Raw genomic sequence first — 21,935 nt, 5'->3', positions numbered from 1 at the left:
GATCAGGCGAGAACGGTCTGCAGCCGGCTCAGCTCACCAATCTGCGCCATGGTTGCCTGGTAGCCGAGCTGGATTGCCTCGTCGGCGCGATGGAATTCGGTGAGGCCGATATGGCTGAGCTTGGGCTGCAGAGACATGTCGGGCGGATCGCCGGCCAGCCTGGCGCGCGAGATGCGATCCTGGATAATGTTGAAGGCCTCGACCATGACGCCGGTGATGCCGAGGCGTGTCTGATGCGACTGGTGCTCGGCATCAACACGCCCGCCGCGCGGTGCGTCCTTTTCGACGACCAGCTCGCCGGCGCTGTGCTTGATCACGGCTGCGCGGCCGAACAGGTCGTAGTGAAGGTTGACCGCCACGACGAGCGGCTGCTCGTAGGCGCGGCAGACCGACACAGGAACCGGGTTGACCAGTGCGCCGTCGACCAGCACGCGGCCGTTGCAGTTTACCGGCTCGAACACGCCAGGCAGTGCGTAGGACGCGCGCATGGCTGTGATCAGCGAGCCGCTCGACAGCCAGATCTCGTGGCCGGTGCGGATTTCCGATGCGACGCAGACGAAAGGCTTGGGCAGCTCCTCGAAACGGACGCCGTTCACATGTTCGCGCAGGCGGGCATCCAGCTTCATGCCGCCAAACAGGCCGCTGCCGCGCAGATTGAGATCTAGCAGGCCGAAAATGCGCCGCTTGGTCAGGCCGCGGGCGAACTCTTCCAGCTCGTCCAGTTTGCCGGCGAGATAACAGCCGCCGACCAGCGCGCCGATAGAGGTGCCGGCGATCATCGAGACTTCGATGCCCGCTTCGTCCAACGCGCGCAGCACACCGATATGGGCCCAGCCCCGGGCGCAACCGCCGCCCAAAGCGAGCGAAATGCCTGTTTTTCCTGGAGATTTGGTTTCCGGTGCGCCGCCGGACGAGGAGAGGCCGTTGGCTTCTCGAACGTCTGGTCTGTTACGCAATGACGCCCACTCGAGCATCATGATCTCCCTTGTCCCACATCCCTTGTATCAGAAGGATGTTTGAGAATAGTGAACGTGAGTGGTTTGTGAATATGGAATAGTTCACAAAGGCTTCCGATACGTGTTTTCCGCATCGAACAGCTGCTTGCTGCCATCGTCGGCAAGTGTCACCTTGCCGTCGGTCAGCCCCACCGTCCGATAGAAGCAGGAACGCCGGCCGGTGTGACAGGTTGCGTCGTGGCCCAACACTTTCACGCGAAGCCACAATGCGTCCTGGTCGCAGTCCGTGCGCATCTCGACGACATGCTGGAAATTGCCCGAGGTTTCGCCCTTTTTCCACAGCGCGTTGCGCGAGCGCGACCAGTAGTGGGCGATGCCGGTTTCCAGCGTCAGAGCCAATGCCTGCGCATTCATATGCGCGACCATCAGCAGCATGCCGTCTTCGGCATCGGTGACGACCACGGTGACGAGGCCGGCGGCGTCGAAGCGCGGTGACAACACCGCGCCTTCTTCCAGGGCCTTCTTGTCTGACGAAGCTTTGGGAAATTCCAGTGCCGACATCGCCGGTCTATTTTCCTGTTGACCGTGACGCCGGCGAGGGGCTCACGCCCCGCCACGCACCATGGTGACAAAACGGACCTGCTCCTCCGGCGTGTCCTTGAAGACGCCGGTGAAGGTGGAGGTCAGCGTGGTCGAACCCTGCTTGCGAATGCCGCGCATGGCCATGCACATATGCTCGGCCTCGATCATGACAGCGACGCCGCGCGGATTGAGCACATCCTGGATGACGCCGGCGATCTGCGCGGTCAGCGCTTCCTGCGTCTGCAGGCGATGCGCGAAGATATCGACGACGCGCGCGATCTTGGACAGGCCGACCACCTTGCCGTCCGGCAGATAACCGACATGCGCCTTGCCGATGATCGGCACCATGTGGTGCTCGCAATGCGAATGGAACTGGATGTCCCTGACGATGACGAGATCGTCGTAGCCGGCGACCTCTTCGAAGGTGCGGCCGAGCTCATCGGCCGGACACATGTCATAGCCGCCGAACATTTCGCGGAAGGCCTTGGCCACGCGCTTGGGCGTGTCGATCAGACCTTCGCGGTCCGGATTGTCACCGGTCCAGCGCAAAAGCGTGCGCACGGCGGCCTCGACCTCGGCTTCGCTCGGACGGTCGGTGACCGGCTTTTCCATATAGGCGGACTGGGGCATGAGTTTCTTGATGACGGCATCCATAAAAGGCGTCTCCCGTAGTTCCTCTCCAAGGAGGAACGAGTTGAACGGACCACGACCTTTCGGCGTCGGAAACTCGCCCCGTTTCCAGCCCCGTAAGCGGCGTGAACTCCCCGGCCAGGACAGCGGCGCTCATCGCCTTGTCGTTACCGGACTGTGAGCATTATATAAGATCGTAGCGAGCGAAAGGAAGACACGGCAGCGGCAATCGCTGTTCGCTTGGCGGCGACGGATTGGAAAACAATGATCAACGACGTCTATAACGCGAAAATTCTCGGCTTTGCCGGAAACATCGCCCGCATCGGCCGGCTCGATCATCCCGACGCGACCGCGAAGGCGCATTCCAAACTGTGCGGTTCGACCGTTACCGTCGATCTCAAGATGGAGGATGGCGTGGTCACCGACTTCGCCCATGACGTGAAGGCCTGCGCGCTCGGCCAGGCGTCGTCCTCGATCATGGCGCAGCATGTCGTCGGCGCGAGTGCCGAGGAATTGCGCGCGGTGCGCGACACCATGCTGAAAATGCTGAAGGAAAATGGCGAGCCGCCGGAAGGGCGCTTCGCAGACCTCAAATATCTGGAGCCGGTGCGCGACTACAAGGCGCGCCATGCCTCGACCATGCTGACTTTCGACGCGGTGGTCGACGCCATCGGCCAGATCGAGAAGAAGCGCGCCGAACAAGCGGCTTAAGCCTGCTCCTGCAGCGCGTGTCTGCTTTCGGCAAATTCGCCTCTTAACCAGTCGGCGAACGCGGATGCCGGTTCCGATAGACCGCCCAAATCCCTGGCCACCAGCCAGTACGCGCCCGAGGCAACATCGATGTCGAAGGGCTTGATCAGTGCGCCGGTTTTGACCTCGTTGCCGATCTGAAGGAGATCGCCCAGCGCCACGCCATGTCCGAGCAGGGCGGCCTGCTTGGAAAGCGATGCGTCCGCCAGCATCGGACCCCGCGCGGGCACGGCATCCGCTGGCACGCCAGCCGCTTCGAACCAGCGCGCCCAACCCTGGCGATTTTCCTCATGCAAAAGCGTGTAGCGGGCAAGGTCGATCGGCTTCTCCAGAGGGGGACCGGAGGCGAGCAGTGCCGGCGACAGAACCGGCGAGTCGACCGTGGAGGCAAGCCGCTCCGCCTGGCTGCGTGGCCAGGAGGTGGCGGCGGGACTGAAGCGCAGGGCAAGCTCGGGCTGGTCACTGCGGAATTCGATCAGCCTGACATCGACTTCGAGTGATACGTCGATGTCAGGCCGTAACTGGCGAAACCGATTGAGCCGGGGGACCAGCCAGACGGAGGCAAGCGACGGCTCGATGCTGACGCGAACCACCGACTGACCCGGGGCTGCCGCCAATTCGCAGAGCAGCCGATCGATGGCGTCGAAACTTGTTACAAGCTGATCAAGCAGCCGGCGGCCGCCGTCGGTCAGTTCGACGCGTCGATGGTGACGTTCGAACAAGGGCTGGCGCAGGAAGGTTTCGAGTTCACGGATCTGGCGGCTAATTGCAGCCTGCGAGACGAAAAGCTCCTCGGCGGCCTTGCTGAAGCTCAGATGCCGGCCCGCCGCCTCGAAACTCCTCAATGCCGTCAGCGGCAGGCGCGCGCGCTTCATTTTCGCATAACCCAGGATTATCCGAAGTGGAAATTATACTCGTTTGAAGGCGAACGCCAGCGGCAGTCTAATCGCGTCAAAGGAGACACGACCATGATCCAGTTCCTGGACATTTTCGGCGATGTCATGCGGATCGCAACGTTCCAATGGCGCGACGAAAGGCACCATGCAGAACGTTGCGATGAGCCTGCCATCCCTAGCCGCCGGGCGCATCCGGTTGAAAGGCGGCGTTTACGGCGCTTCCGGCCATGACGGCAGGGCATACAGGGGTGGGGATTGCGTTCTTCCGACGAAGCTCACATCTATCGCTGGCAAGAGCGCGAGATGGAGATTGCGGTGCACGACCCGCATGGGCATGCCCACACTGCAAGACCGCCGGGGCGCGGCCGCAACTGGGCCGGCCCGTGGCGCAAGACGCCTGGCCGTCTCCTCGGCACGTCGGTCGTGCGCCTCTACCAGCTGACGCTGTCGGGCTTTGTCGGCAATTCCTGCCGGCATCTGCCGACCTGTTCCGAATACGCGCATGAGGCGATCGCCCGCCATGGCCTGTGGGCCGGCGGCTGGATGGGGTTTTTCCGTGTGCTGCGCTGCGGGCCCTTCGGCACGCATGGCATCGACCTGGTGCCGGAAGCGCTGTCGGATCGTTATGTCTGGTTTATGCCGTGGCGCTATTGGCGGATCGGCAAGAAGAGTGCCGAAAAGAAGGCATGACTGCACCAGTCGCGCGCTTGGGACGGCAGATCGTGTTTACGATCGGGTAGGGTTAACGCAAGCCTGCACAAAGACTGCGCATTTGAGACAAAATCGAGACAAGAGACCTCGCTAAGCCCGCTCGCGAACACCCTTTCTGGAGCGAGCATCAATGCGTAACATCGACCGTCTTCCCTTTATCCTGGCTGGAGTCCTGTTCCTGCTCGCCTGGCTGCTGGGGTTCCCGATGCGCGCGCAATCGGCGCCGCTCGGGGATGTGCAGTGCACGCTGATCGCCGATGCGGCGACCGGCACGACGCTCTATCAGGACGGCACTTGCGACCAGCGGTTCAGCCCGGCCTCGACGTTCAAGGTGCCGCTTTCGCTGATCGGCTACGATGCGGGCATCCTGAGCGACGAACACACGCCGAGCTGGGATTACAAACCCGAGTTCAACGCGGTGAAGCGGGATCAGAAGACCGTCGATCCGGTGATCTGGGAGCGCGATTCGATTCTGTGGTTCTCGCGGGAGATCACGCGGCGACTCGGTGCTGAAAAGTTTGCCGGCTATGTCTCGAAACTCGACTACGGCAACAATGACGTTTCCGGCAATCCCGGCAAGAATGATGGCCTGACCCATTCCTGGGTGAACTCCTCGCTCAAGATCACACCGGTGGAGCAGGTCGATTTCCTGCGCAAGCTGCTTGCCCGCAAGCTGCCGGTCTCGGCCAAGGCCTACGACATGACGTCAGCCATCATCCCGACATTCCAGGCCGGAGGCTGGACGGTGCAAGGCAAGACCGGCAGCACGAGGCTGGCCAATGACGCCGACAAGATCAGGGACAAGCGTTCGCTGGGCTGGTTCGTCGGCTGGGCAAAAAAGGACGGCCAGCAGATCGTCTTTGCGCGCCTGGTCGTCGACGCCACTCGCACCGATATGCCCAAGGGGCTCAAGACGCGGGCAGCGTTCCTGAAGGATCTGCCGCTGCTGATGAAATAATCTGGTCAGGCGGTTCGGCGGGCACGGATGATGTGGCCGCCGGAATTGCTCGTCATTGCTTTCGGTGCCCCGGAAAAGCGCGCGGCAATATCGCCGCTCTGGATATCTTCGATCTCGTCGAAGCCGAGTTCGGTCAGGGATTTCGTCAGTTCTGCCGGCACAAAGAAGCTGATCCATGGCTCGCCGACAGACGCGACGCGCGCCGCATGGTAGGCGAGAGCAGCCCTTCCCGCCGCATCGCGGTTCTCGGCCGGCTCGCTATAGTCGAACACGACCTCCGAGCCGGGGATGGCCGCTATCCAGGACAGTGTGCCGAAGATCGCTTCCCTGGTCAGATAGGGGACAACCCCCAGCCAGATGAAGAAGCTTGGCTCGGTCGACCGCAAACCGGCCGCATCCAGTTCCGCGGCCAGGCTCTGCCGCTCGAAATCGACCGGCACGAATGTGGTGGCGGGTGGCTCGGCAAGACCGCTATCGGCAACGCATTTGCGTTTCCAGGCTTGCGTGGCCGGGTGGTCGACTTCGAACACGCCGAGATCCGGATACGGATTGCGCAGCGAAAACGTATCGAGGCCGGCGCCAAGCACGACAAGCTGACGGACACCACTACGCACCGCCACCGCCAGCCAGTCCTCGGCGAACCGGGCGCGCGCGGTCACAAACAAGCGCATGCGCTGGCCGCGCTCATCTTCCTGCTCAAGCTCCTGTGCCGCGGGAGCCGCTTCACCCAGAATCGCGATGGCGTAGGGATCGCGAAACAGCCCTGCTTGCGGCGAAAACTGATGCAGAGCCCTCATGCGTGCGACGCCAAGGGCGGTTCGGCTGGGTGTTGCGTCTTCCATGCTGGTGATTCCAGTTTATGTCGTGCATTTTCGCAAGCCTTTGCGATCGGTCCGCGACATCTGTGGTGACATTTCCTGACGGTTGCACCAATTGCCGCTCTTTACCTGACGCAATGCTGCCTCTAAAACCTCGCCGCTGCCGGATGCCTCCGGCTTTTCCCACGACCACCCGCGCTCGTTTGCGGGACTGGATAGGAGATACCAATGCTGAATTCCGTTTCCCTGACATTTCCCGATGGCTCCGTCCGCGACTACGACGCGGCGATGACCGGCGCCGGCCTTGCCGAATCGATCTCGAAGTCGCTCGCCAAGAAGGCTGTCGCCTACGCCATTGACGGCACCGTGCGCGATCTCTCGGACCCGCTCGGCAAGTCGGGCAAGGTCGAGATCATCACCCGAGACGATGCGCGCGCTCTCGAGCTTATCCGTCACGACACCGCGCACGTGCTGGCGGAAGCCGTGCAGGAATTGTGGCCGGGAACGCAGGTGACCATCGGACCGGTGATCGAGAACGGGTTCTATTACGACTTCGCCCGCAACGAGCCGTTCACGCCCGACGACTTTCCGGTGATCGAGAAGAAGATGCGCGAGATCATCGCGCGAAACAAGCCGTTCACCAAGGAGGTTTGGTCGCGCGACAGGGCGAAAAAGGTGTTCGCCGAAAAGGGCGAGCGCTACAAGCTCGAGCTGATCGACGCCATTCCCGAGGACCAGGATCTCAAGATCTACGCGCAGGGCGACTGGTTCGATCTTTGCCGTGGCCCGCACATGGCCTCGACTGGCCAGATTGGCAACGCCTTCAAGCTGATGAAGGTGGCGGGCGCCTATTGGCGTGGCGATTCGAACAATCCGATGCTGACGCGTATCTACGGCACGGCCTGGGCCGACCAGGCGCAGCTCGAAGCCTACCAGACGATGCTGGAGGAGGCCGAAAAGCGCGACCACCGCAAGCTTGGCCGGGAGATGGACCTGTTCCATTTCCAGGAAGAAGGACCGGGCGTCGTCTTCTGGCACGCCAAGGGCTGGAAGATGTTCCAGAACCTGGTGAATTACATGCGCCGTCGCCTCGACGAGCAGGGCTACCAGGAGGTCAATGCCCCTCAGGTGCTCGACAAGAGCCTGTGGGAAACGTCAGGCCACTGGGGCTGGTATCGCGACGCCATGTTCAAGGTGACGGTCGCCGGTGACGACACCGACGACGACCGTGTCTTTGCGTTGAAGCCGATGAACTGCCCCGGACATGTGCAGATTTTCAAGCATGGGTTGAAGTCCTATCGTGATCTGCCCGTAAAGCTTGCGGAATTCGGCAATGTGCACCGCTACGAACCGTCGGGAGCACTGCACGGTCTGATGCGCGTGCGCGGCTTCACGCAGGATGATGCGCACATCTTCTGCACCGAAGAACAGCTGGCAGCGGAATGCCTGCGCATCAACGATCTGATCCTTTCGACCTATGCCGATTTCGGTTTTGAAGAGGTCAGCGTGAAGCTGTCGACGCGGCCGGACAAGCGGGTCGGCACCGATGAGGCCTGGGACCACGCCGAGGCGATCATGGGCAACGTGCTGGAGACGATCAGGACAAGATCGGGCAACCGGATCAAGACCTCGATCAATCCGGGCGAGGGCGCCTTCTACGGGCCGAAGTTCGAATATGTGCTGAAGGATGCCATCGGCCGTGAATGGCAATGCGGCACCACGCAGGTCGATTTCAACCTGCCGGAACGTTTTGGCGCCTTCTACATCGGCTCGGATTCGGAAAAGAAGCAGCCGGTCATGGTGCACCGTGCCATTTGCGGTTCGATGGAGCGCTTCCTCGGCATCCTCATCGAGAACTATTCCGGACATTTCCCGCTGTGGTTCGCACCGCTGCAGGTGGTTGTGGCGACGATCACCTCCGAGGCGGACGGCTATGCAACCGAAGTGGTGGCAAAGCTGAAGGCCGCAGGCCTGTTGGCGGAGGCCGACCTGCGCAACGAGAAGATCAACTACAAGGTCCGCGAACATTCGCTGGCCAAGGTGCCGGTCATCCTCGTCTGCGGCAAACGCGAGGCCGAGGAACAGACGGTCAACATCCGCCGGCTCGGCTCGCGCGACCAGGAATCGCTTGGCCTTGCCGAGGCGATCGAACGGCTGACCGAAGAAGCGATCACGCCCGATCGCCGGCGCAAACGCGCCGCCTGATCCTCATGGTCACAAGGAATGGCGGTGGAGCGCTCCACCGCCATTTTCATATCCCTGTCACGCCAACCTTGTAACGAGCAACGATGCTCAAGCTGAAGACGCGCGCAAAACCGTTTCCCGAGCTTTCCTATGCCAATCCGCGCCAGCCGGCGCTGACGCGCTGGGTCATCCATTCGATAGAAGGCCTGTCGGGGCGCGACCGTTATGCCGCGCTCTATGATTTCTGGCGCCGCCAGGTGGTGCCGACTGGCGAGCGCGTGTTCAGCCGCATGCTCGACCTGATCGACGTGCGGATACGCACCGCCGACCAATGGCCGCCAGCGCCATTGCCGGACACACCGCTGGTGATTGTGGCCAACCATCCGTTCGGCATCGGCGACGGCATTGCCGTGCTCTCCTTGGTGGAGCAGCTCGGGCGACCTTTCCGGGTGATGATCCACAAGGATTTGCTCAAGATCCGCGAGATGGAGCCCTATTCGCTGCCGATCGACTTTTCCGAGACGAAGGACGCACTGAAGAACAACATGGCCGTGCGCTATGAGGCGGTGCGGCTGCTGAAGGAGGGCGTCACCATCGTGGTGTTTCCCGCCGGTGGCGTCGCCACCGCGCCGAAAGGCTTTGGCCGGGCGCGCGACCTGCCATGGAAGATGTTTCCGGCCCGTCTTGTCCAGGATGCCAAGGCGTCCGTCATTCCGATGCATTTTTCCGGGCAGAACGGTAGGCTGTTCCATCTGGTCAGCGGGCCGATGAACATGGCCGAGCGCGACGGCCGCGTCGCCAAATTCGTCGGCAAGGCCTCGCTGACGCTGCGCCTTTCGATGCTCATCCACGAGTTCGCGCGGTTGTCAGGTAAGGCGATAGACGTGCGTGTCGGCGAGATACTGAGCTGGAGCGAACTGGAGCCGTTGCGCGACCGCAAGGCATTGCTCGACCGGCTTTATCGCGGCGTGTTCGATCTCGCGCCGCCAGCGCCGCGCCGCCGGATGCCATTCCTGCCGGCGCGAACAAAGCTGGCAGCCTAGGGCTAGTCCGCGCCTTCTTCGGGATCCATCGCCGCCGCTTCGGTCGCAAGAACCTCGATTTCCTGGTTCTGTCCGGCCACGACCGTAAAGTCCTTCTGGTAGATGCGGTCGCGGTTCTTGGCGATGATGGTGTAGTCGCCCTCGGCAAGCACCATCGAGGCAAAGGCGCCCACGGTCTCCTTGATCGGATCGCCGGATTCGTTGAGCAGCGACCAGGACGTGTCGGCGATGGCTTCGCCACCGGCTTCGCGCACCAGCTTCATCGTGATCTCGGCGGCATGATGCTCGACTGTGGCTTCGGTCAACTTGCCGGCCTCGACGCGGATATCGGAGCGGATGACGGCGTTGACGGCGCCATAGGTCGAGACGACATGGTAGATGCCGGCGTTGAGCCGCACGACGCTGTTGGGCTCGACATCGGGAATGATCAGCGCGCGGTCGCCATTGGCCTCGGCGGTGCCCTCATAGATCGAGAAGCGCAGCTTTTTCGGCGGGATGCGCACGCCGCCGGACAGAACCGCGTCGAGCTTCAGGCCACCGGCATCGAGCACGAGGCTTTCGCGCTTGGCTTCCTTGCCGACGGTGATGCGCTTGGTGGCGCCGGCGCGGCCATAGGAGGCATGGACCAGATAGCTGCCGGGCTCAAGCTGGAAAACGGCGCTGCCGCCATGCGCGGAGGCCACCATCGGCAATTTGCCGTTGACGGGTTCGGGCTTGAAGACACGCCAGACGAGTCCGCGGGTGATGTCGGTGCCCTTGTCGGTCAGCTGGGCCGACAAAGTGATGGCGCCACCGCCGCCAAGTGCCAGCGGGGTTTCGCTCTTGGGCGTCGCATAGCTCGAGATTCCGGGAAGTTTCAGGTCGCCGACGCCGTCTTTTTCCTGCGCGGCGGCCAGTGATACCGGCAGCAGGAACAGCGCGGCGCAAAGCCGGACCAGGAAAAGACGCAGTCGCCCCTCAAACATGCCTTGCGTTGAACCCCATGGCGGTGGCAATTTCAAGGCTTAAGAGTCCAATCGACGACTCTTCAGCCCGGCGTTTGCGCGCCTTTGCCCGAGCCGCCCGAATTCCCGATGGCGCGCTTCAGCTCAAACAGAGTGTTTCAGGAGACTTGCGCCCATGGCGTCGCCGATCATCGACTTCCTGCTGAGCCGAAATTCGGCGCCGATTCCGGATCTCAAGGAGCCAGCGCCAGGCGACGCCGATATCGCCACGATGATTGCCGCCGCCACGCGCGTGCCAGACCATGGCCGGCTTGAACCCTGGCGCTTCATCCTCTATCGCGGCGACGTCCGCTTCGAGATCGGCAAAAAGCTGGCGGCGCTTGCCGAACAGCGGGAAGGGCCGCTGCCGGAGGGCCGCCGGAACCAGGAACTGGCCCGCTTCTCGCGCGCGCCGCTGGTCATCGGCGTGGTGTCGGTGCCGAAAGAGAATCCCAAGATTCCGCAATGGGAAATGTTCCTGTCCGGCGGCATGGCTGCTATGAATCTGATGATCGCAGCCAATGCGTTGGGCTATGGCACCAACATGATCAGCAACTGGTATTCAGACGTGCCGGAGGGCAGGGCGATCCTCGGACTGGCGCCGCAGGAGCGCGTCGTCGGTTTCGTCCATATCGGCTCTTATGCCGGCCCGGCGCCGGAGCGGCCACGGCCTGACCCGGCAAAGCTCTATGCCGATTACTCAGGACCCTGGGCGAGCTGAATGTTCTACGAGCCGTCCAAGGGGCACGGGTTGCCCCATGATCCGTCGAAGGCGATCGTGGCGCCGCGTCCGATCGGCTGGATATCGACGCTGAACGGGGCCGGCGAGATCAACTTAGCGCCGTACTCGTTCTTCAATGCGTTTTCGACGCGGCCCTTCATCGTCTGGTTCTCCTCGGAGGGAGAGAAGGACAGCGCTTCATTCGCCCAGGAGACCGGCGAGTTCGTCGCCAATCTGGTCGGCCGCGATCTTGCGGAGAAGATGAATTATACGTCCGTCGACGCGCCGCGTGGCGTCAATGAGTTCGTCTATGCCGATCTCGCCATGGCGCCTTCGCGTCTCGTCAGGCCGCCGCGCGTGGCGGCGGCGCCCGCCGCGCTCGAATGCCGGGTGACGGAGGTGTTTCGTCCGAAGGCGCTGGACGGAACCCCGACGAGCGCGGTCGTCGTCGCCGGCGAAGTGGTTGGCGTGCACATCGACGATGCTTTCCTGAAAGACGGCCTGTTCGACATCACCAAGGCCGGCAACGTGGCTCGTCTCGGCTACATGGACTATGCCAGCGTCAACGAGGTCTTTTCGATGCGCCGGCCACGCTGGGGCAAGGAGTGACCGACGATCAGAGCCGCGCTTCGATGCGGCCAGGGGACTTGGCAGACTCGTAAGCCATGAGCACGCGCAGAGCGATTCCCCTTCATCCAAACATGCACTAAGGGGGTGACCTGCATCGCGCCGGAAGGTGGCGTGCCGCTTGGCTTTCGAAGCCTTCTGGGAGTCGTTACCGGCGCATCCTCGCCGGAGACGCCGACCAGCGGTCGCTGGGCGGCGTCACCGTCAACCCGCTGAAGTCGGAAGCGCTGGCCTATCTGCCGGAACACCGGATCATTGTGCTGGCGCGGGACTAAGCCGAAATTCCTGCCGCGCGCGCGCGCGCCAGCAGCCGTTCGGCCAGCCGCAGATGCGGACGGTCGAACATCTTGCCGTCGATTCCGACGACGCCGGGATTTCCGGCAGCCTCGAACGCCGCGACGATCGCCGCCGACTGTTTCACGGCCTCGGCCGAGGGCGTGAAGGCGGCGTTGATGACCGGTACCTGATCAGGGTGGATCGCCATCTTGCCGGTGAAGCCGTCGCGCTCGGCCTCCGCGCATTCGGCGGCGAAGGCCGCCATGTCGCGAAAATTCGGGAATACGGTGTCGATCGCCGCGACCTCGGCCGCGCCGGCGGCGAGGATGGTCGTCAGGCGAGCGTGGCGGAACACGTCGGTGTAGCGGCCGCTCTCGTCGCGGGCAGCGCGCGCGCCGATCGCCGCCGAAAGGTCCTCCGCGCCCCAGGTGAGACCGGTGAGCCGCGCGCTCGCGCCGGCATAGGTGGCGGCGGCGAGCACACCGGCCGGGGTTTCGGTGATGATGGGCAGAATCTTGACCGCGCCGTCGGGCAGACCGTTCTCGGCCTCCCGAACCCTGAGTTTTGCCGAGAGTTGCTGGACGTCCTGGCCGCTGTTGGATTTAGGCAGCATGATGCCGTCCGGCTTTGCCGGAACGAGCGCGGCTAGATCGTCGTCCGTCAACCCGGTCGAGAGGTCGTTGACCCTGATGTAGATTGCTGAGCTGGTTTGCGCCCTATGGTCGGCAATGAAGCGTGCCGCGACGCCGCGCGCCGTCGCCTTGTTCTGCGGCGCCACGGAATCTTCGAGGTCGATGATCACCACATCGGCGCCGGCGCCAAATCCTTTTTCGAGCTTGCGCCCGGAATCGCCGGGAACGAACAGCAGCGAGCGCATCAGGCGGCCTTTTTCAGCATCATCGCTTGCCTGGTACATTTGGCAACGAGGTCGCCATTCTGGTTGTAGGCGCGGTGTTCGAATTCGACGATGCCGCGATCAGGCTTCGACTTGGACTCCCGAACCGAGATGACCGTGGTCTCGACGCGAATGGTGTCGCCGTGGAAGACCGGATGCGGAAAAGTGGTTTCCGTCATGCCGAGATTGGCGACCGTCGTGCCGACGGTGATGTCATTGACTGAAATGCCGATCATCAGGCCGAGCGTGAACAGCGAGTTGACCAGCGGCTTGCCCCATTCGCTCCTGGAGGCGAAATCGAAGTCGATATGCAACGGTTGCGGGTTCAGCGTCATCGCCGAAAACAGCATGTTGTCGCTCTCGGTCACTGTCTTGCGCAGTGTATGCTGGAAGACATGGCCGACGACAAACTCCTCGAGATATAGCCCTGCCATTTTCAGTCTCCTGCGCTGATTGACGGTTGATAGGCGCTGCATCCAGCGCTCGCAAGCCAGTTAATGAACATGGTGAACCGTTCGTAAACCATTTCTGCCTACCGTCGTCAGCGGGGCCGGAAACCTTCCGGAGAGGGGCATAAGCGAACGGGCATGGTTGTTGTTTCGCATTTCCTGAAATGGATCTACACGGCAAGGGTGTCGGAGCGCGCCGCCGCGGCCAATGCACTGGCCCGGGCCTATGTGAATTCCGAATTGCCGTTCGAGGATCGCTGCGCGGCGGAGGCAGCGCTGACGCTGCTGCTCGATGACGCCTCGTCGAAGGTGCGGCTGGCAATGGCGGAAGCGCTCTCGATGAGCCCCCTCGCGCCGCTGCAGATCATCAGTGCGCTTGCTTCTGATCAACCTGAGGTCGCCGGCGTCGTGCTGGCGCGCTCGCCGCTGCTCACCGATGCCGACCTGATCAATCGCGTGGCGGCGAGCCAGAAGGCGACGCAGAAGCTTATCGCCGACCGGCCATTCGTCTCGATGGCGCTGTCGGCGGCTATCGCCGAGATCGGCGAGGCGGAAGCCTGCGCCGTGCTGCTGGGCAATTGCGGCGCCGACATCGCCTCGCTGAGTTTTCGCCGCATGGCCGAACGCCACGGGCATCTGCCTCTGGTGCGCGAGGCGCTGATATCGGATATCAGGCTGCCTGCCGACTGCCGGCATATGCTGCTGATCAAGCTTGGCGAGACATTGAAGACATCGCCGCTGGTGATGGCGTTGATGGGCGCCGCGCGTGCCGACCGTGTCATGCGTGACGCCTGCGTCAAAGCCTCGGTGACGCTGATCGAGGGCACGCGCCAGGAAGAACACGCAGCACTGATCGAGCATCTCAGGCTGCGTGGCGATCTCACCGCGAGCTTCCTCATCCGCACCATCGCGCATGGCAAGGTCGACTTCTTCGGCTCCACGCTGGTGGCGCTCGGCCAGCAGTCCGAACCGCGGGTGAGGGCGCTGCTGGCCGGTGGGCACGATGTGGCCTTGCAGGCATTGTTCCGCAGCGCGGGGCTGGCGGCCGCCACCCATCCGGTCATCCTGCGCGCGCTGAAAATCTGGCGGGAGGTCGCCAATGGCAAACGCGTCGCCGGCGTGCAGGAAGTCAGCTGGCTGATGCTCAAGGAGTTGGGCGGCCAATCCGCCGAAGGCGATCTCGCCGCCCTGGTCAAGTCGATCCATCTCGACGCACTGCGCGAGAATGCGCGGGGGCACGCACTGGCGATTGCCGCTGCCTAAAGCGCGTCGTCCTGAAACGGACTCACGCGACGCGCTTTAAGCCTTTGTTTTGATGCATGTCGTTGTCCCAGAACCGCTGCACACTTCTGGGCGACATCCACTAACCTCGATCCTTCGCAAAGAAGTCCGGAAAATCTTCGATCGCCGCTGCGATGATGCGCAGCGAAGCTGCTACCGGCAGCGTTTCACCGGCGCTGCTTCGCTGGGCAATCGTGCCGGCATACTGCCTGGCGACAGTTACTGTCGACGTCCGCGACTCGCCCGGACGCCGGAAAAGCAGCTCGCGTGCGAGCCCGCGCAGGAAATTCGAGATCGAGAGAGCCGTTTCGGCCGGCAGGGTTGAACTTTGCAGCGCATGGCGCAGGCGCAGGATTTCGATACCGATCGTGACACCCGCTATGCTGCCGTCCAGAACAGAGTCGCCCTTCTTTCCGGTGCGTTGTGTCTGCGACATAAGCTGGTTGACGCGGTCATAGGCAAGGCTCTCGAAAGCGGTGCGTCTGGGCACGCGCTCGTGCAGGCAAAGGCGCGCCAGATCTTCGCGCATCACGCGCACGATTCGGTTGACGATGACCCACGGATCGGAGGGAAGCACGACGATGAAGACACCGATCGCCAGGAGAATGCCGACCAGGATCGACGCGCAGCCCGCCAGGAAGGGCCCGGGATCATAGGTCATCCCCTGATGCGGGCTCAGAAAGGCCAGGAAATTGATGGCGAAGGCCGTGGCGACGCCGACATAGCGCGGATTGGCCATCGCCAGTGCCGCGGGCACCAGGATCGGCACTACAAAGACCATGAACCAGCCGAATCCTGGCAAGGCCGGAAGCGCGATCTGGCCGACAAGGAAGGCAAAGGGCAGGGCCAGCAATGTGCCTTTGAAGAAGCCCCAGGCCACTTGCACCGGGTCGGGACGGGCGGCAAACAGGCTGGAGACGACCGAGACGAGGATGACCGTACCCGCCGCTTCCGACCATTTCGTCGTCAGCCAGAAGGCCGCGACCAGCAGCGTGGCGAGAGCGGCGCGGACGGCATTGCGCGAGGCCGCATGGTAGTCGCGGTGCACCATGAGTGCAGGCTGCTTGCGCACGCGCGCCGCGCGCGACGCGGGTGCCCGCAAGGCGTCGAGGCCACGCAGCACTTGTTTGAAGGCTTCCGCGAAATCGGCGGCGATGGTGAGGCGCGTGATGGCCCCCAGTCTCTCCTCGGCCTGTCCGTCCGGCATGTCGGGCATCTGCCTTGCCCGGGCGGCGATCGCATCGAGGCGCGCCACCCACGGCGTCGTGTCGTCGAGAGCCGCTGGTCTGGCAACAAGTTCACCAACCAGAGCCTGCAGGTCGGCACGCACGGGAATTAGCGCCGCGTTTTTCGGTGCGGCATGTGCATGCAACGCGCGTGCCGCCGACAGGGCTGAAAGCAACTGGCCGATGGTGCGCCGGACAGGATGGGCGCGCGTCGCCAGGCTCGGCGCCTCCAGCCTGGCATAGACCCGCATCTCGCCGAGTGTCTCTGCCTCGGCGATCAATTTTCGGTGGAGGTCGGCCAGTACGGCTGCATCGCGGCCTGAGAAGGCACCGCCCGCAAAGACGGCAAGGTCGAGAATGCTGCGCTTCAGCCTTTCGATGATGGCTTCGCCTGCCAGCTTGGGCAAGATGAGCCGGCTGGTCACGCCGGCGCAGATGATGCCGAGCACGATTTCCGCGCAACGGGCGACAGCGAGATCGACGACCAGATGGGGTTGCCCGAAGGCCGGCAGGCCGATGATCATCGCCGTATAGCCGGCAAGTGCCGCGCCATAGGCCTCGGGATTGCGCAGCAGCGACGAGACGAAGGTGCTGATGCCGATCCACACGGCAAGCGCCGTCACCAACAACCAAGGATTGGAACCGAAGACTGTGGTGATGCCGATCGCCGCCAACCCGCCCGCCAGCGTGCCGAGCAAACGGTAGAAACCCTTGGCCAACACCATGCCCGCGACCGGCTGGGCGACGATGAACACGGTCATCATCGCCCACTGCGGATGATCGAGCTTCAGCGCATAGGCAGCCAGAAGGGCGATCAGGCCGGCCGACACGGTTCTAAGGGCGAAAATCCAGTCCGAGCGCGTCGGCCGAGTGAGGTCGGCGAACCGTGCCCCGAGATAATCTTTCAGCCGCGCCCAGATCACATGCTCGACTCCGTATCCGCACGGACAAGGTAGGGCAGCGGGAGCCTAGATATCCAGCACTTCCGCTTCGGCGAATTCGGCGCGTTCCTGGATGAAGCGGAAGCGGGCTTCCGGCTTGGTGCCCATCAGCGCGTCGACCGCGTCCTTGGTCGCGGCCTCGGCATCGATCACATCGACCCGCAGAAGCGTGCGCTTCTTCGGGTCCATGGTGGTCTCCTTGAGCTGCGAGGCCATCATTTCGCCCAGGCCCTTGAAGCGGCCGAGTTCGACCTTGCCGCGCCCGGTGAACTCGGTGCGCAGGAGTTCGTCCTTGTGCGCGTCGTCACGGGCATACGCGACCTTGCCGCCTTGCCGGATCGAGTAAAGCGGCGGTACCGCCAGATAGAGATGGCCGCCACGCACCAGCGCCGGCATTTCCTGGTAGAAGAAGGTGATCAGCAGCGAGGCGATGTGGGCGCCGTCGACGTCGGCGTCGGTCATGATGATGACGCGGTCGTAGCGCAAATCCTCGTCGCGATACTTTGAGCGCGTGCCGCAGCCGAGCGCCTGGATCAGGTCCGATATCTGCTGGTTGGCGGCCAGCTTGTCGTTGCCGGCGCTGGCGACGTTGAGGATCTTGCCGCGCAGCGGCAACACGGCCTGGCTGGCGCGGTCGCGCGCCTGCTTGGCCGAGCCGCCGGCCGAGTCACCTTCGACGATGAACAGTTCGGCACCGGCCGCGGCATTCTGCGTGCAGTCGGCGAGCTTGCCCGGCAGGCGCAATTTGCGCACCGCGCTTTTGCGCGACACTTCCTTTTCCTGGCGACGGCGCACGCGCTCGTCGGCGCGCGCGATCACCCATTCGAGCAGCTTCGAGGCTTCCTGCGGGTTGTCGGCCAGCCAATGGTCGAACGGGTCGCGGATCGCGGTCTCGACGATGCGGATCGCCTCGATCGTCGCCAGCCTGTCCTTGGTCTGGCCGACGAATTCCGGCTCGCGGATGAACACCGACAGCATGCCCGCCGCCGAGATCATGACGTCTTCCGAGGTGACGACAGAGGCGCGCTTGTTGCCGACGAGGTCAGCATAGGCGCGCAAGCCCCGAGTCAGCACGTTGCGGAAGCCGGCCTCGTGGGTGCCGCCTTCACCTGTCGGGATGGTGTTGCAATAGGAATTGATGAAGCCGTCGCCGCCGAACCAGGTGACGGCCCATTCGAGCGAGCCGTGGCCGCCCTGCTTTTCGCTTTTTCCGGCGAAGATTTCGCGCGTCACCTGGAAGTCGTCGCCGAGCGATGCCTTCAGGTAGTCCTTGAGACCGCCGGGGAAATGAAATTCGGCCTTGGCTGGTGTCGGATCCTTCTCCTTGATCAGCGACGGATCGCAGGTCCAGCGGATTTCGACGCCGCCGAACAGATAGGCCTTCGAGCGCGTCATGCGGTAGAGCCGGGCCGGCTCGAAGGCGCAGCCCTTGCCAAAAATCTGCTCGTCGGGATGGAAGCGGGTCCTGGTGCCGCGGCGGTTGTGGACCTCGCCGAGGTGCTCGAGGCCGCTGACCGGAATGCCGCGCGAGAATCTTTGACGGTAGAGCTGGCGGCCACGCGCGACTTCTACCTCGAGATGGTCGGACAGCGCATTGACCACGGAAACGCCGACGCCGTGCAGACCGCCCGAGGTCTCATAAACCTTGGAGTCGAACTTGCCGCCCGAATGCAGCGTCGTCATGATGACTTCGAGCGCCGGCTTCTTGTATTTCGGATGCGGATCGACCGGGATGCCGCGGCCATTGTCGGTAACGGTCAGAAACCCGTCGGCCGAAAGCTCGACGTCGATGAAGGTGGCATGGCCGGCGACCGCCTCATCCATCGAATTGTCGATGACCTCGGCGAACAGATGGTGCATCGCCTTGTCGTCGGTGCCGCCAATATACATGCCCGGCCGACGGCGCACCGGCTCCAGGCCTTCGAGCACCTCGATGTCGGCGGCACTATAGCCCTCGCTGCCGTCCTTGGTGGCGGCCGGGCGCTTGGCCGCTGCCTGCACCAGCGGGTCCGCTGGGCGCGCCGGTGTGCGAACCGGCTGCGGCTGCTTGTCCATGTTGCCGAAAAGATCGTTGTTGTCGTCCATGCCTGCCATAGCGTCCGGTGCTGCGAATCACTCGTCGATACTGCCACGCTTTTCGGCGCCAAGCGACGGAGGTTCCTGTTACGTTCGGGGATTTGACCCCTCTTATCCTAAAACCATTCGATAACCAAGCGGGCGGAAATAGGTCCGATACCGCCGTTACGCATTCCTGATTCTTTAACAAAGCGGCCTAACGTGAGCCCAACATAACAAGAAACTGCAGGCATCAGGGGTTTCGGCGTGAGGGGCAAGGCCATAACGATGATCGGCATCGCCGCCGTTTTCGGCGCGATCTCGATCTTTGCCGCGGATTTCTGGGTCAAGAGCCAAGCCAAGCCCGATGCCGAGGAAAAGACGGCGTCGATCGCCGCTCCGGCACCGCCCAAGATCCAATTCAAGACCATCGTGGTGGCGAACGCACCGTTGCGCTACGGCATGGAACTCGACCGCGCCAAGCTGATCCAAATCCCATGGCCGCAAGATTCCCTGCCGCAGGGCGCCTTTGCCACCATTGAAGGATTGCTCGGCGAAGGCAATCGCATCGTGCTGTCGCCGATCGAAGTCAACGAACCGGTACTGCTGACCAAGCTGTCGGGACCGAACGGCCGCGCGACGCTCTCCAACATGCTGACGCCGGGAATGCGGGCGGTCACGATCCGCACCGACGAAATCGCCGGTGTCGGCGGCTTCGTCACGCCGGGCGACCGCGTCGATGTCATGCTGACGCGCGATGCCGGCGAAATCCAGGAAGTCGCCAAGAACGCGCAAGGCGCGGCCGGTTCGACCATCACCTCCGAGATCGTGGTTTCCGACGCCAAGGTGCTGAGCGTCGGCCAGGGCGCCGACGAGCGCCAGACCACACCGCAGATCGCCAATTCCGTGACCATCGAGGTGACGACCGAAGGCGCGCAGAAAGTGGCGCTCGCCCGCACCGTCGGCACGCTGTCGCTGTCGCTTCGTTCGGCGGGCGAAGGCGGTGACGGCAAGGACGGCGTCACCACCATCTCTTCCTTTGGTGGATCGGTGGCGGGCAAGGCCCAGGCAGCAGCCGGTTCGCTCTTCGATGCGATGACGAAGGAGCCGGAGAAGCCGAAATTCAAGACGGTCATCGTGACGCGCGGCACGAAGGCCGAGGAATATCAGGTTCCCGCGCGGGACCAGAAGTAAAGCCCGGTGGGGACCGGCAGGGCGGGACAATGTTGATGCGTACCCAATATCCAATGACGGGCCGGTTGCGCTGCTTGCGCGCCCTGGCGATGGCGGTTGCTCTGGCGGCGGGCGGAATGCTCGTCCTGCCCGGCGCTGCCAAGGCGGACAATGAGATCGTCTATGTCTCCGCGACCAAGAATGCATCGATCAAGGTCGCCAAGGGCAAGCCCAAGACGATCGTGACCAGTGCCGCCTTCTACCAGATCGTCATCGGCGACCCGGAGATCGCCAACGTCAATCCGCTGACCGACAAATCCTTCTATGTGCTCGGCAACAATCTCGGCACCACCGGCATTGCGCTGTTTGACGAGAAGAAGCAGTTGGTCGGCACGGTCGACATCGAGGTGACGCTCGACACGGATCAACTGGCCAGCACCATCCGCGCCAGCGTGCCGGACGCCAAGATCAAGGTCGGCTCGGCCAATGGCCGTGTCGTGCTGTCGGGAGAGGCGGATGACGCGGTCGCCGCCGACAAGGCGAACAAGATCGCCACCCGCTTTTCCGGCAACGAGGAGGTGATCAACTCGGTCAATATCTCGTCGTCGCAGCAGGTCCAGCTCAATGTCCGCTTTGTCGAGATCAATCGCCAGGCAAGCCAGGACCTCGGCGCCAAATACAGCGCCAATTTCGCCTACGGTATCGGTGGGCGCGATGTCACCATCGATCCAGGAACCGTGCCGGCTGCCGGAACCGGCGAGATCATCGGCCGGCTGTTGTCGAACGGTGTATCGATCGATGTTGCCATCAAGGCGCTCGAAGAGCGCGGCCTCGCCCGCCGGCTGGCCGAGCCGAACCTGATTGCCCGTTCGGGCCAGACGGCGAGCTTCCTCGCCGGCGGCGAATTTCCGATCCCGGTTTCCGAGGACAACGGCAAGATCTCGGTCAGCTACAAGAAGTACGGCGTCAGCCTCGATTTCACGCCGACCGTGCTCAAGGACGGGCTGGTGAGCCTCGACATTGCGCCGGAAGTGTCCTCGATCGATGCGTCGGCCTCATACAACATCGGTACCATCTCCGTGCCCGGTTTCATCGTCCGCCGCGCCAAGACGTCGGTCGACCTGAAGAATGGCCAGAGCTTCATGATCGCCGGGCTGCTGCAGTCGCAAAACGACATCACCACATCGCGCATTCCCGGCCTGGGCAAGATGCCCGTGCTTGGACCGTTGTTCTCGTCGAAATCCTATCAGCGCCGCGAAACCGATCTGGTCATCATCGTCACGCCCTATCTGGTAAAGCCGGTCGATCCATCGAAGAAGATGGCCGAGCCGACTGACGGCACGCAGCCGGCCAGCAACGTCGACTATTTCCTCAACAACACCGAGGAAGTTAAGGCATCGGACACCGGTCGCGCGCTGGCGTTGGCTGATGGCAGTGCCGCACGAGCCACTCCCGCCACCACGGTCGGGCATTTCCTCGACCTGCCGAAGGACTGAAGCCATGCGTCTGATCCTGAGATCGAGCATTGCCTTGCTTTTGGCCGGCTTGGCCGCCGGCTGCACCAGTGACGACTATGTGCGCAGCGAAGGCCCGACGACCGGCGCCGGCAACGCCCAGGCCGCCAACACCGTCATGCAGATGGTCGATCCGTGGAAGTACGGTGTCCAGAACACCAGGCTTCTCGTGCCTGCCAAGCGTAGCGATGCCGGACCCGTCACCCCCGATCAGGCCGCAGCTTCGAAAGCATCGCAGACGACCACGGGCAACTGACCCCCAAAGG

Annotated in this window: 22 protein-coding genes; 12 read left to right on the top strand and 10 right to left on the bottom strand. The window is 63.1% G+C overall.

Going from position 1 to position 21,935, the window contains the following annotated elements; all coding sequences use genetic code 11:
- Positions 1-2: 2 nt before the first annotated feature.
- From A3AU_RS0106605 to folE, 3 genes are all read right to left on the bottom strand, one after another.
- Positions 3-977 carry a patatin family protein gene (locus tag A3AU_RS0106605; RefSeq protein WP_418001062.1) on the bottom strand — a complete coding sequence of 325 codons (975 nt, stop codon included), beginning with the start codon at positions 975-977 and terminating at the stop codon, positions 3-5.
- 81 nt (positions 978-1,058) lie between these two features.
- Entirely contained in the window at positions 1,059-1,517 is a 459-nt protein-coding gene (hisI, locus tag A3AU_RS0106600) for a phosphoribosyl-AMP cyclohydrolase (protein ID WP_027052092.1), read from the bottom strand.
- Positions 1,518-1,559: 42 nt separating this feature from the next.
- Positions 1,560-2,192 (bottom strand): GTP cyclohydrolase I FolE, encoded by a 633-nt coding sequence (gene folE / locus A3AU_RS0106595; protein ID WP_027052091.1) that lies wholly within the window; start codon positions 2,190-2,192, stop codon positions 1,560-1,562.
- A 240-nt stretch (positions 2,193-2,432) separates the two neighbouring features.
- Between folE and A3AU_RS0106590 the strand changes: the two genes are divergently transcribed.
- Positions 2,433-2,879: an iron-sulfur cluster assembly scaffold protein gene (locus A3AU_RS0106590; RefSeq protein WP_027052090.1), complete on the top strand. Its 447-nt coding sequence runs from the start codon at positions 2,433-2,435 to the stop codon at positions 2,877-2,879.
- Here the strand turns inward: A3AU_RS0106590 and A3AU_RS0106585 are convergent.
- Positions 2,876-3,793 (bottom strand): LysR substrate-binding domain-containing protein, encoded by a 918-nt coding sequence (locus A3AU_RS0106585; RefSeq protein WP_027052089.1) that lies wholly within the window; start codon positions 3,791-3,793, stop codon positions 2,876-2,878. The two genes, A3AU_RS0106590 and A3AU_RS0106585, sit on opposite strands and share 4 nt — an antisense overlap.
- 93 nt (positions 3,794-3,886) lie before the next feature.
- Between A3AU_RS0106585 and A3AU_RS1000000139740 the strand changes: the two genes are divergently transcribed.
- From A3AU_RS1000000139740 to blaOXA, 3 genes are all read left to right on the top strand, one after another.
- Entirely contained in the window at positions 3,887-4,045 is a 159-nt protein-coding gene (locus tag A3AU_RS1000000139740; protein WP_081293950.1) for a hypothetical protein, read from the top strand.
- 84 nt (positions 4,046-4,129) lie between these two features.
- Positions 4,130-4,504, top strand: coding sequence for a membrane protein insertion efficiency factor YidD (yidD, locus tag A3AU_RS0106575; protein ID WP_027052087.1), 375 nt, complete (start codon positions 4,130-4,132; stop codon positions 4,502-4,504).
- A 151-nt stretch (positions 4,505-4,655) separates the two neighbouring features.
- A complete protein-coding gene (blaOXA, locus tag A3AU_RS0106570) occupies positions 4,656-5,483 on the top strand; it encodes a class D beta-lactamase (RefSeq protein ID WP_027052086.1) in 828 nt (275 codons plus the stop codon).
- 5 nt (positions 5,484-5,488) lie between these two features.
- Here the strand turns inward: blaOXA and A3AU_RS0106565 are convergent, their stop codons facing one another.
- Positions 5,489-6,325 (bottom strand): SAM-dependent methyltransferase, encoded by an 837-nt coding sequence (locus A3AU_RS0106565; protein ID WP_027052085.1) that lies wholly within the window; start codon positions 6,323-6,325, stop codon positions 5,489-5,491.
- A 204-nt stretch (positions 6,326-6,529) separates the two neighbouring features.
- On the opposite strand from A3AU_RS0106565, the gene thrS reads away from it, so the two are divergent.
- Positions 6,530-8,506, top strand: coding sequence for a threonine--tRNA ligase (gene thrS, locus A3AU_RS0106560; protein ID WP_027052084.1), 1,977 nt, complete (start codon positions 6,530-6,532; stop codon positions 8,504-8,506).
- An 83-nt stretch (positions 8,507-8,589) separates the two neighbouring features.
- Positions 8,590-9,528 carry a lysophospholipid acyltransferase family protein gene (locus tag A3AU_RS0106555; RefSeq protein ID WP_027052083.1) on the top strand — a complete coding sequence of 313 codons (939 nt, stop codon included), beginning with the start codon at positions 8,590-8,592 and terminating at the stop codon, positions 9,526-9,528.
- Between the two features lie 2 nt (positions 9,529-9,530).
- Here the strand turns inward: A3AU_RS0106555 and A3AU_RS0106550 are convergent, their stop codons facing one another.
- A complete protein-coding gene (locus A3AU_RS0106550) occupies positions 9,531-10,493 on the bottom strand; it encodes a hypothetical protein (protein ID WP_027052082.1) in 963 nt (320 codons plus the stop codon).
- Between the two features lie 154 nt (positions 10,494-10,647).
- Between A3AU_RS0106550 and A3AU_RS0106545 the strand changes: the two genes are divergently transcribed.
- The gene (locus A3AU_RS0106545) at positions 10,648-11,232 is read left to right on the top strand and encodes a nitroreductase family protein (RefSeq protein WP_027052081.1); all 585 of its coding nucleotides are present in this window, start codon (positions 10,648-10,650) and stop codon (positions 11,230-11,232) included.
- Positions 11,233-11,841: a flavin reductase family protein gene (locus A3AU_RS0106540; protein WP_027052080.1), complete on the top strand. Its 609-nt coding sequence runs from the start codon at positions 11,233-11,235 to the stop codon at positions 11,839-11,841.
- A gap of 289 nt (positions 11,842-12,130) precedes the next feature.
- On the opposite strand, the gene A3AU_RS0106535 is transcribed toward A3AU_RS0106540, so the two are convergent.
- Both A3AU_RS0106535 and A3AU_RS0106530 read right to left on the bottom strand, forming a co-directional pair.
- The gene (locus tag A3AU_RS0106535) at positions 12,131-13,012 is read right to left on the bottom strand and encodes an HpcH/HpaI aldolase/citrate lyase family protein (RefSeq protein WP_027052079.1); all 882 of its coding nucleotides are present in this window, start codon (positions 13,010-13,012) and stop codon (positions 12,131-12,133) included.
- Positions 13,012-13,506, bottom strand: a complete 495-nt coding sequence (locus A3AU_RS0106530) for a MaoC family dehydratase (protein WP_470362013.1) — start codon at positions 13,504-13,506, stop codon at positions 13,012-13,014. The genes A3AU_RS0106535 and A3AU_RS0106530 overlap by 1 nt, the downstream gene beginning before the upstream one ends.
- A gap of 111 nt (positions 13,507-13,617) precedes the next feature.
- Between A3AU_RS0106530 and A3AU_RS0106525 the strand changes: the two genes are divergently transcribed.
- Complete coding sequence (locus A3AU_RS0106525; protein ID WP_027052077.1) at positions 13,618-14,742, top strand: DUF2336 domain-containing protein; 1,125 nt, start codon at positions 13,618-13,620, stop codon at positions 14,740-14,742.
- 100 nt (positions 14,743-14,842) lie between these two features.
- Here the strand turns inward: A3AU_RS0106525 and A3AU_RS0106520 are convergent, their stop codons facing one another.
- Together A3AU_RS0106520 and parE are read right to left on the bottom strand one after the other, a co-directional pair.
- Positions 14,843-16,909, bottom strand: coding sequence for an FUSC family protein (locus A3AU_RS0106520; protein ID WP_027052076.1), 2,067 nt, complete (start codon positions 16,907-16,909; stop codon positions 14,843-14,845).
- A 45-nt stretch (positions 16,910-16,954) separates the two neighbouring features.
- Entirely contained in the window at positions 16,955-19,012 is a 2,058-nt protein-coding gene (parE, locus tag A3AU_RS0106515) for a DNA topoisomerase IV subunit B (protein WP_027052075.1), read from the bottom strand.
- Positions 19,013-19,249: 237 nt separating this feature from the next.
- Between parE and cpaB the strand changes: the two genes are divergently transcribed.
- The 3 genes from cpaB to A3AU_RS0106500 are packed head-to-tail and all read left to right on the top strand — an operon-like array spanning position 19,250 to position 21,925.
- Complete coding sequence (gene cpaB, locus A3AU_RS0106510; RefSeq protein ID WP_245235424.1) at positions 19,250-20,176, top strand: Flp pilus assembly protein CpaB; 927 nt, start codon at positions 19,250-19,252, stop codon at positions 20,174-20,176.
- Between the two features lie 29 nt (positions 20,177-20,205).
- On the top strand, positions 20,206-21,651 hold the full coding sequence (locus A3AU_RS0106505; protein WP_032916896.1) for a type II and III secretion system protein family protein: 1,446 nt from the start codon (positions 20,206-20,208) through the stop codon (positions 21,649-21,651).
- Positions 21,652-21,655: 4 nt separating this feature from the next.
- Positions 21,656-21,925: a hypothetical protein gene (locus A3AU_RS0106500; protein ID WP_027052072.1), complete on the top strand. Its 270-nt coding sequence runs from the start codon at positions 21,656-21,658 to the stop codon at positions 21,923-21,925.
- The last annotated feature ends 10 nt before the right edge of the window (positions 21,926-21,935 follow it).

The organism is Mesorhizobium erdmanii USDA 3471 (assembly GCF_000472705.1).
Lineage (GTDB): Bacteria > Pseudomonadota > Alphaproteobacteria > Rhizobiales > Rhizobiaceae > Mesorhizobium > Mesorhizobium erdmanii.
This window is presented reverse-complemented; position numbering and strand designations above follow the sequence as displayed.

Bases quoted from the DNA above. Each gene is read 5' to 3' on its own strand.
- A3AU_RS0106605 (WP_418001062.1), bottom strand. From the start codon at position 977: ATGATGCTCGAGTGGGCGTCATTGCGTAACAGACCAGACGTTCGAGAA.
- A3AU_RS0106500 (WP_027052072.1), top strand. From the start codon at position 21,656: ATGCGTCTGATCCTGAGATCGAGCATTGCCTTGCTTTTGGCCGGCTTG.
- thrS (WP_027052084.1), top strand. From the start codon at position 6,530: ATGCTGAATTCCGTTTCCCTGACATTTCCCGATGGCTCCGTCCGCGAC.
- hisI (WP_027052092.1), bottom strand. From the start codon at position 1,517: ATGTCGGCACTGGAATTTCCCAAAGCTTCGTCAGACAAGAAGGCCCTG.
- A3AU_RS0106535 (WP_027052079.1), bottom strand. From the start codon at position 13,012: ATGCGCTCGCTGCTGTTCGTTCCCGGCGATTCCGGGCGCAAGCTCGAA.
- A3AU_RS0106545 (WP_027052081.1), top strand. From the start codon at position 10,648: ATGGCGTCGCCGATCATCGACTTCCTGCTGAGCCGAAATTCGGCGCCG.
- A3AU_RS0106565 (WP_027052085.1), bottom strand. From the start codon at position 6,325: ATGGAAGACGCAACACCCAGCCGAACCGCCCTTGGCGTCGCACGCATG.
- A3AU_RS1000000139740 (WP_081293950.1), top strand. From the start codon at position 3,887: ATGATCCAGTTCCTGGACATTTTCGGCGATGTCATGCGGATCGCAACG.
- folE (WP_027052091.1), bottom strand. From the start codon at position 2,192: ATGGATGCCGTCATCAAGAAACTCATGCCCCAGTCCGCCTATATGGAA.
- A3AU_RS0106555 (WP_027052083.1), top strand. From the start codon at position 8,590: ATGCTCAAGCTGAAGACGCGCGCAAAACCGTTTCCCGAGCTTTCCTAT.
- A3AU_RS0106590 (WP_027052090.1), top strand. From the start codon at position 2,433: ATGATCAACGACGTCTATAACGCGAAAATTCTCGGCTTTGCCGGAAAC.
- A3AU_RS0106505 (WP_032916896.1), top strand. From the start codon at position 20,206: ATGTTGATGCGTACCCAATATCCAATGACGGGCCGGTTGCGCTGCTTG.
- A3AU_RS0106530 (WP_470362013.1), bottom strand. From the start codon at position 13,506: ATGCAGCGCCTATCAACCGTCAATCAGCGCAGGAGACTGAAAATGGCA.
- A3AU_RS0106550 (WP_027052082.1), bottom strand. From the start codon at position 10,493: ATGTTTGAGGGGCGACTGCGTCTTTTCCTGGTCCGGCTTTGCGCCGCG.
- A3AU_RS0106525 (WP_027052077.1), top strand. From the start codon at position 13,618: ATGGTTGTTGTTTCGCATTTCCTGAAATGGATCTACACGGCAAGGGTG.
- blaOXA (WP_027052086.1), top strand. From the start codon at position 4,656: ATGCGTAACATCGACCGTCTTCCCTTTATCCTGGCTGGAGTCCTGTTC.
- A3AU_RS0106540 (WP_027052080.1), top strand. From the start codon at position 11,233: ATGTTCTACGAGCCGTCCAAGGGGCACGGGTTGCCCCATGATCCGTCG.
- parE (WP_027052075.1), bottom strand. From the start codon at position 19,012: ATGGACGACAACAACGATCTTTTCGGCAACATGGACAAGCAGCCGCAG.
- A3AU_RS0106585 (WP_027052089.1), bottom strand. From the start codon at position 3,793: ATGAAGCGCGCGCGCCTGCCGCTGACGGCATTGAGGAGTTTCGAGGCG.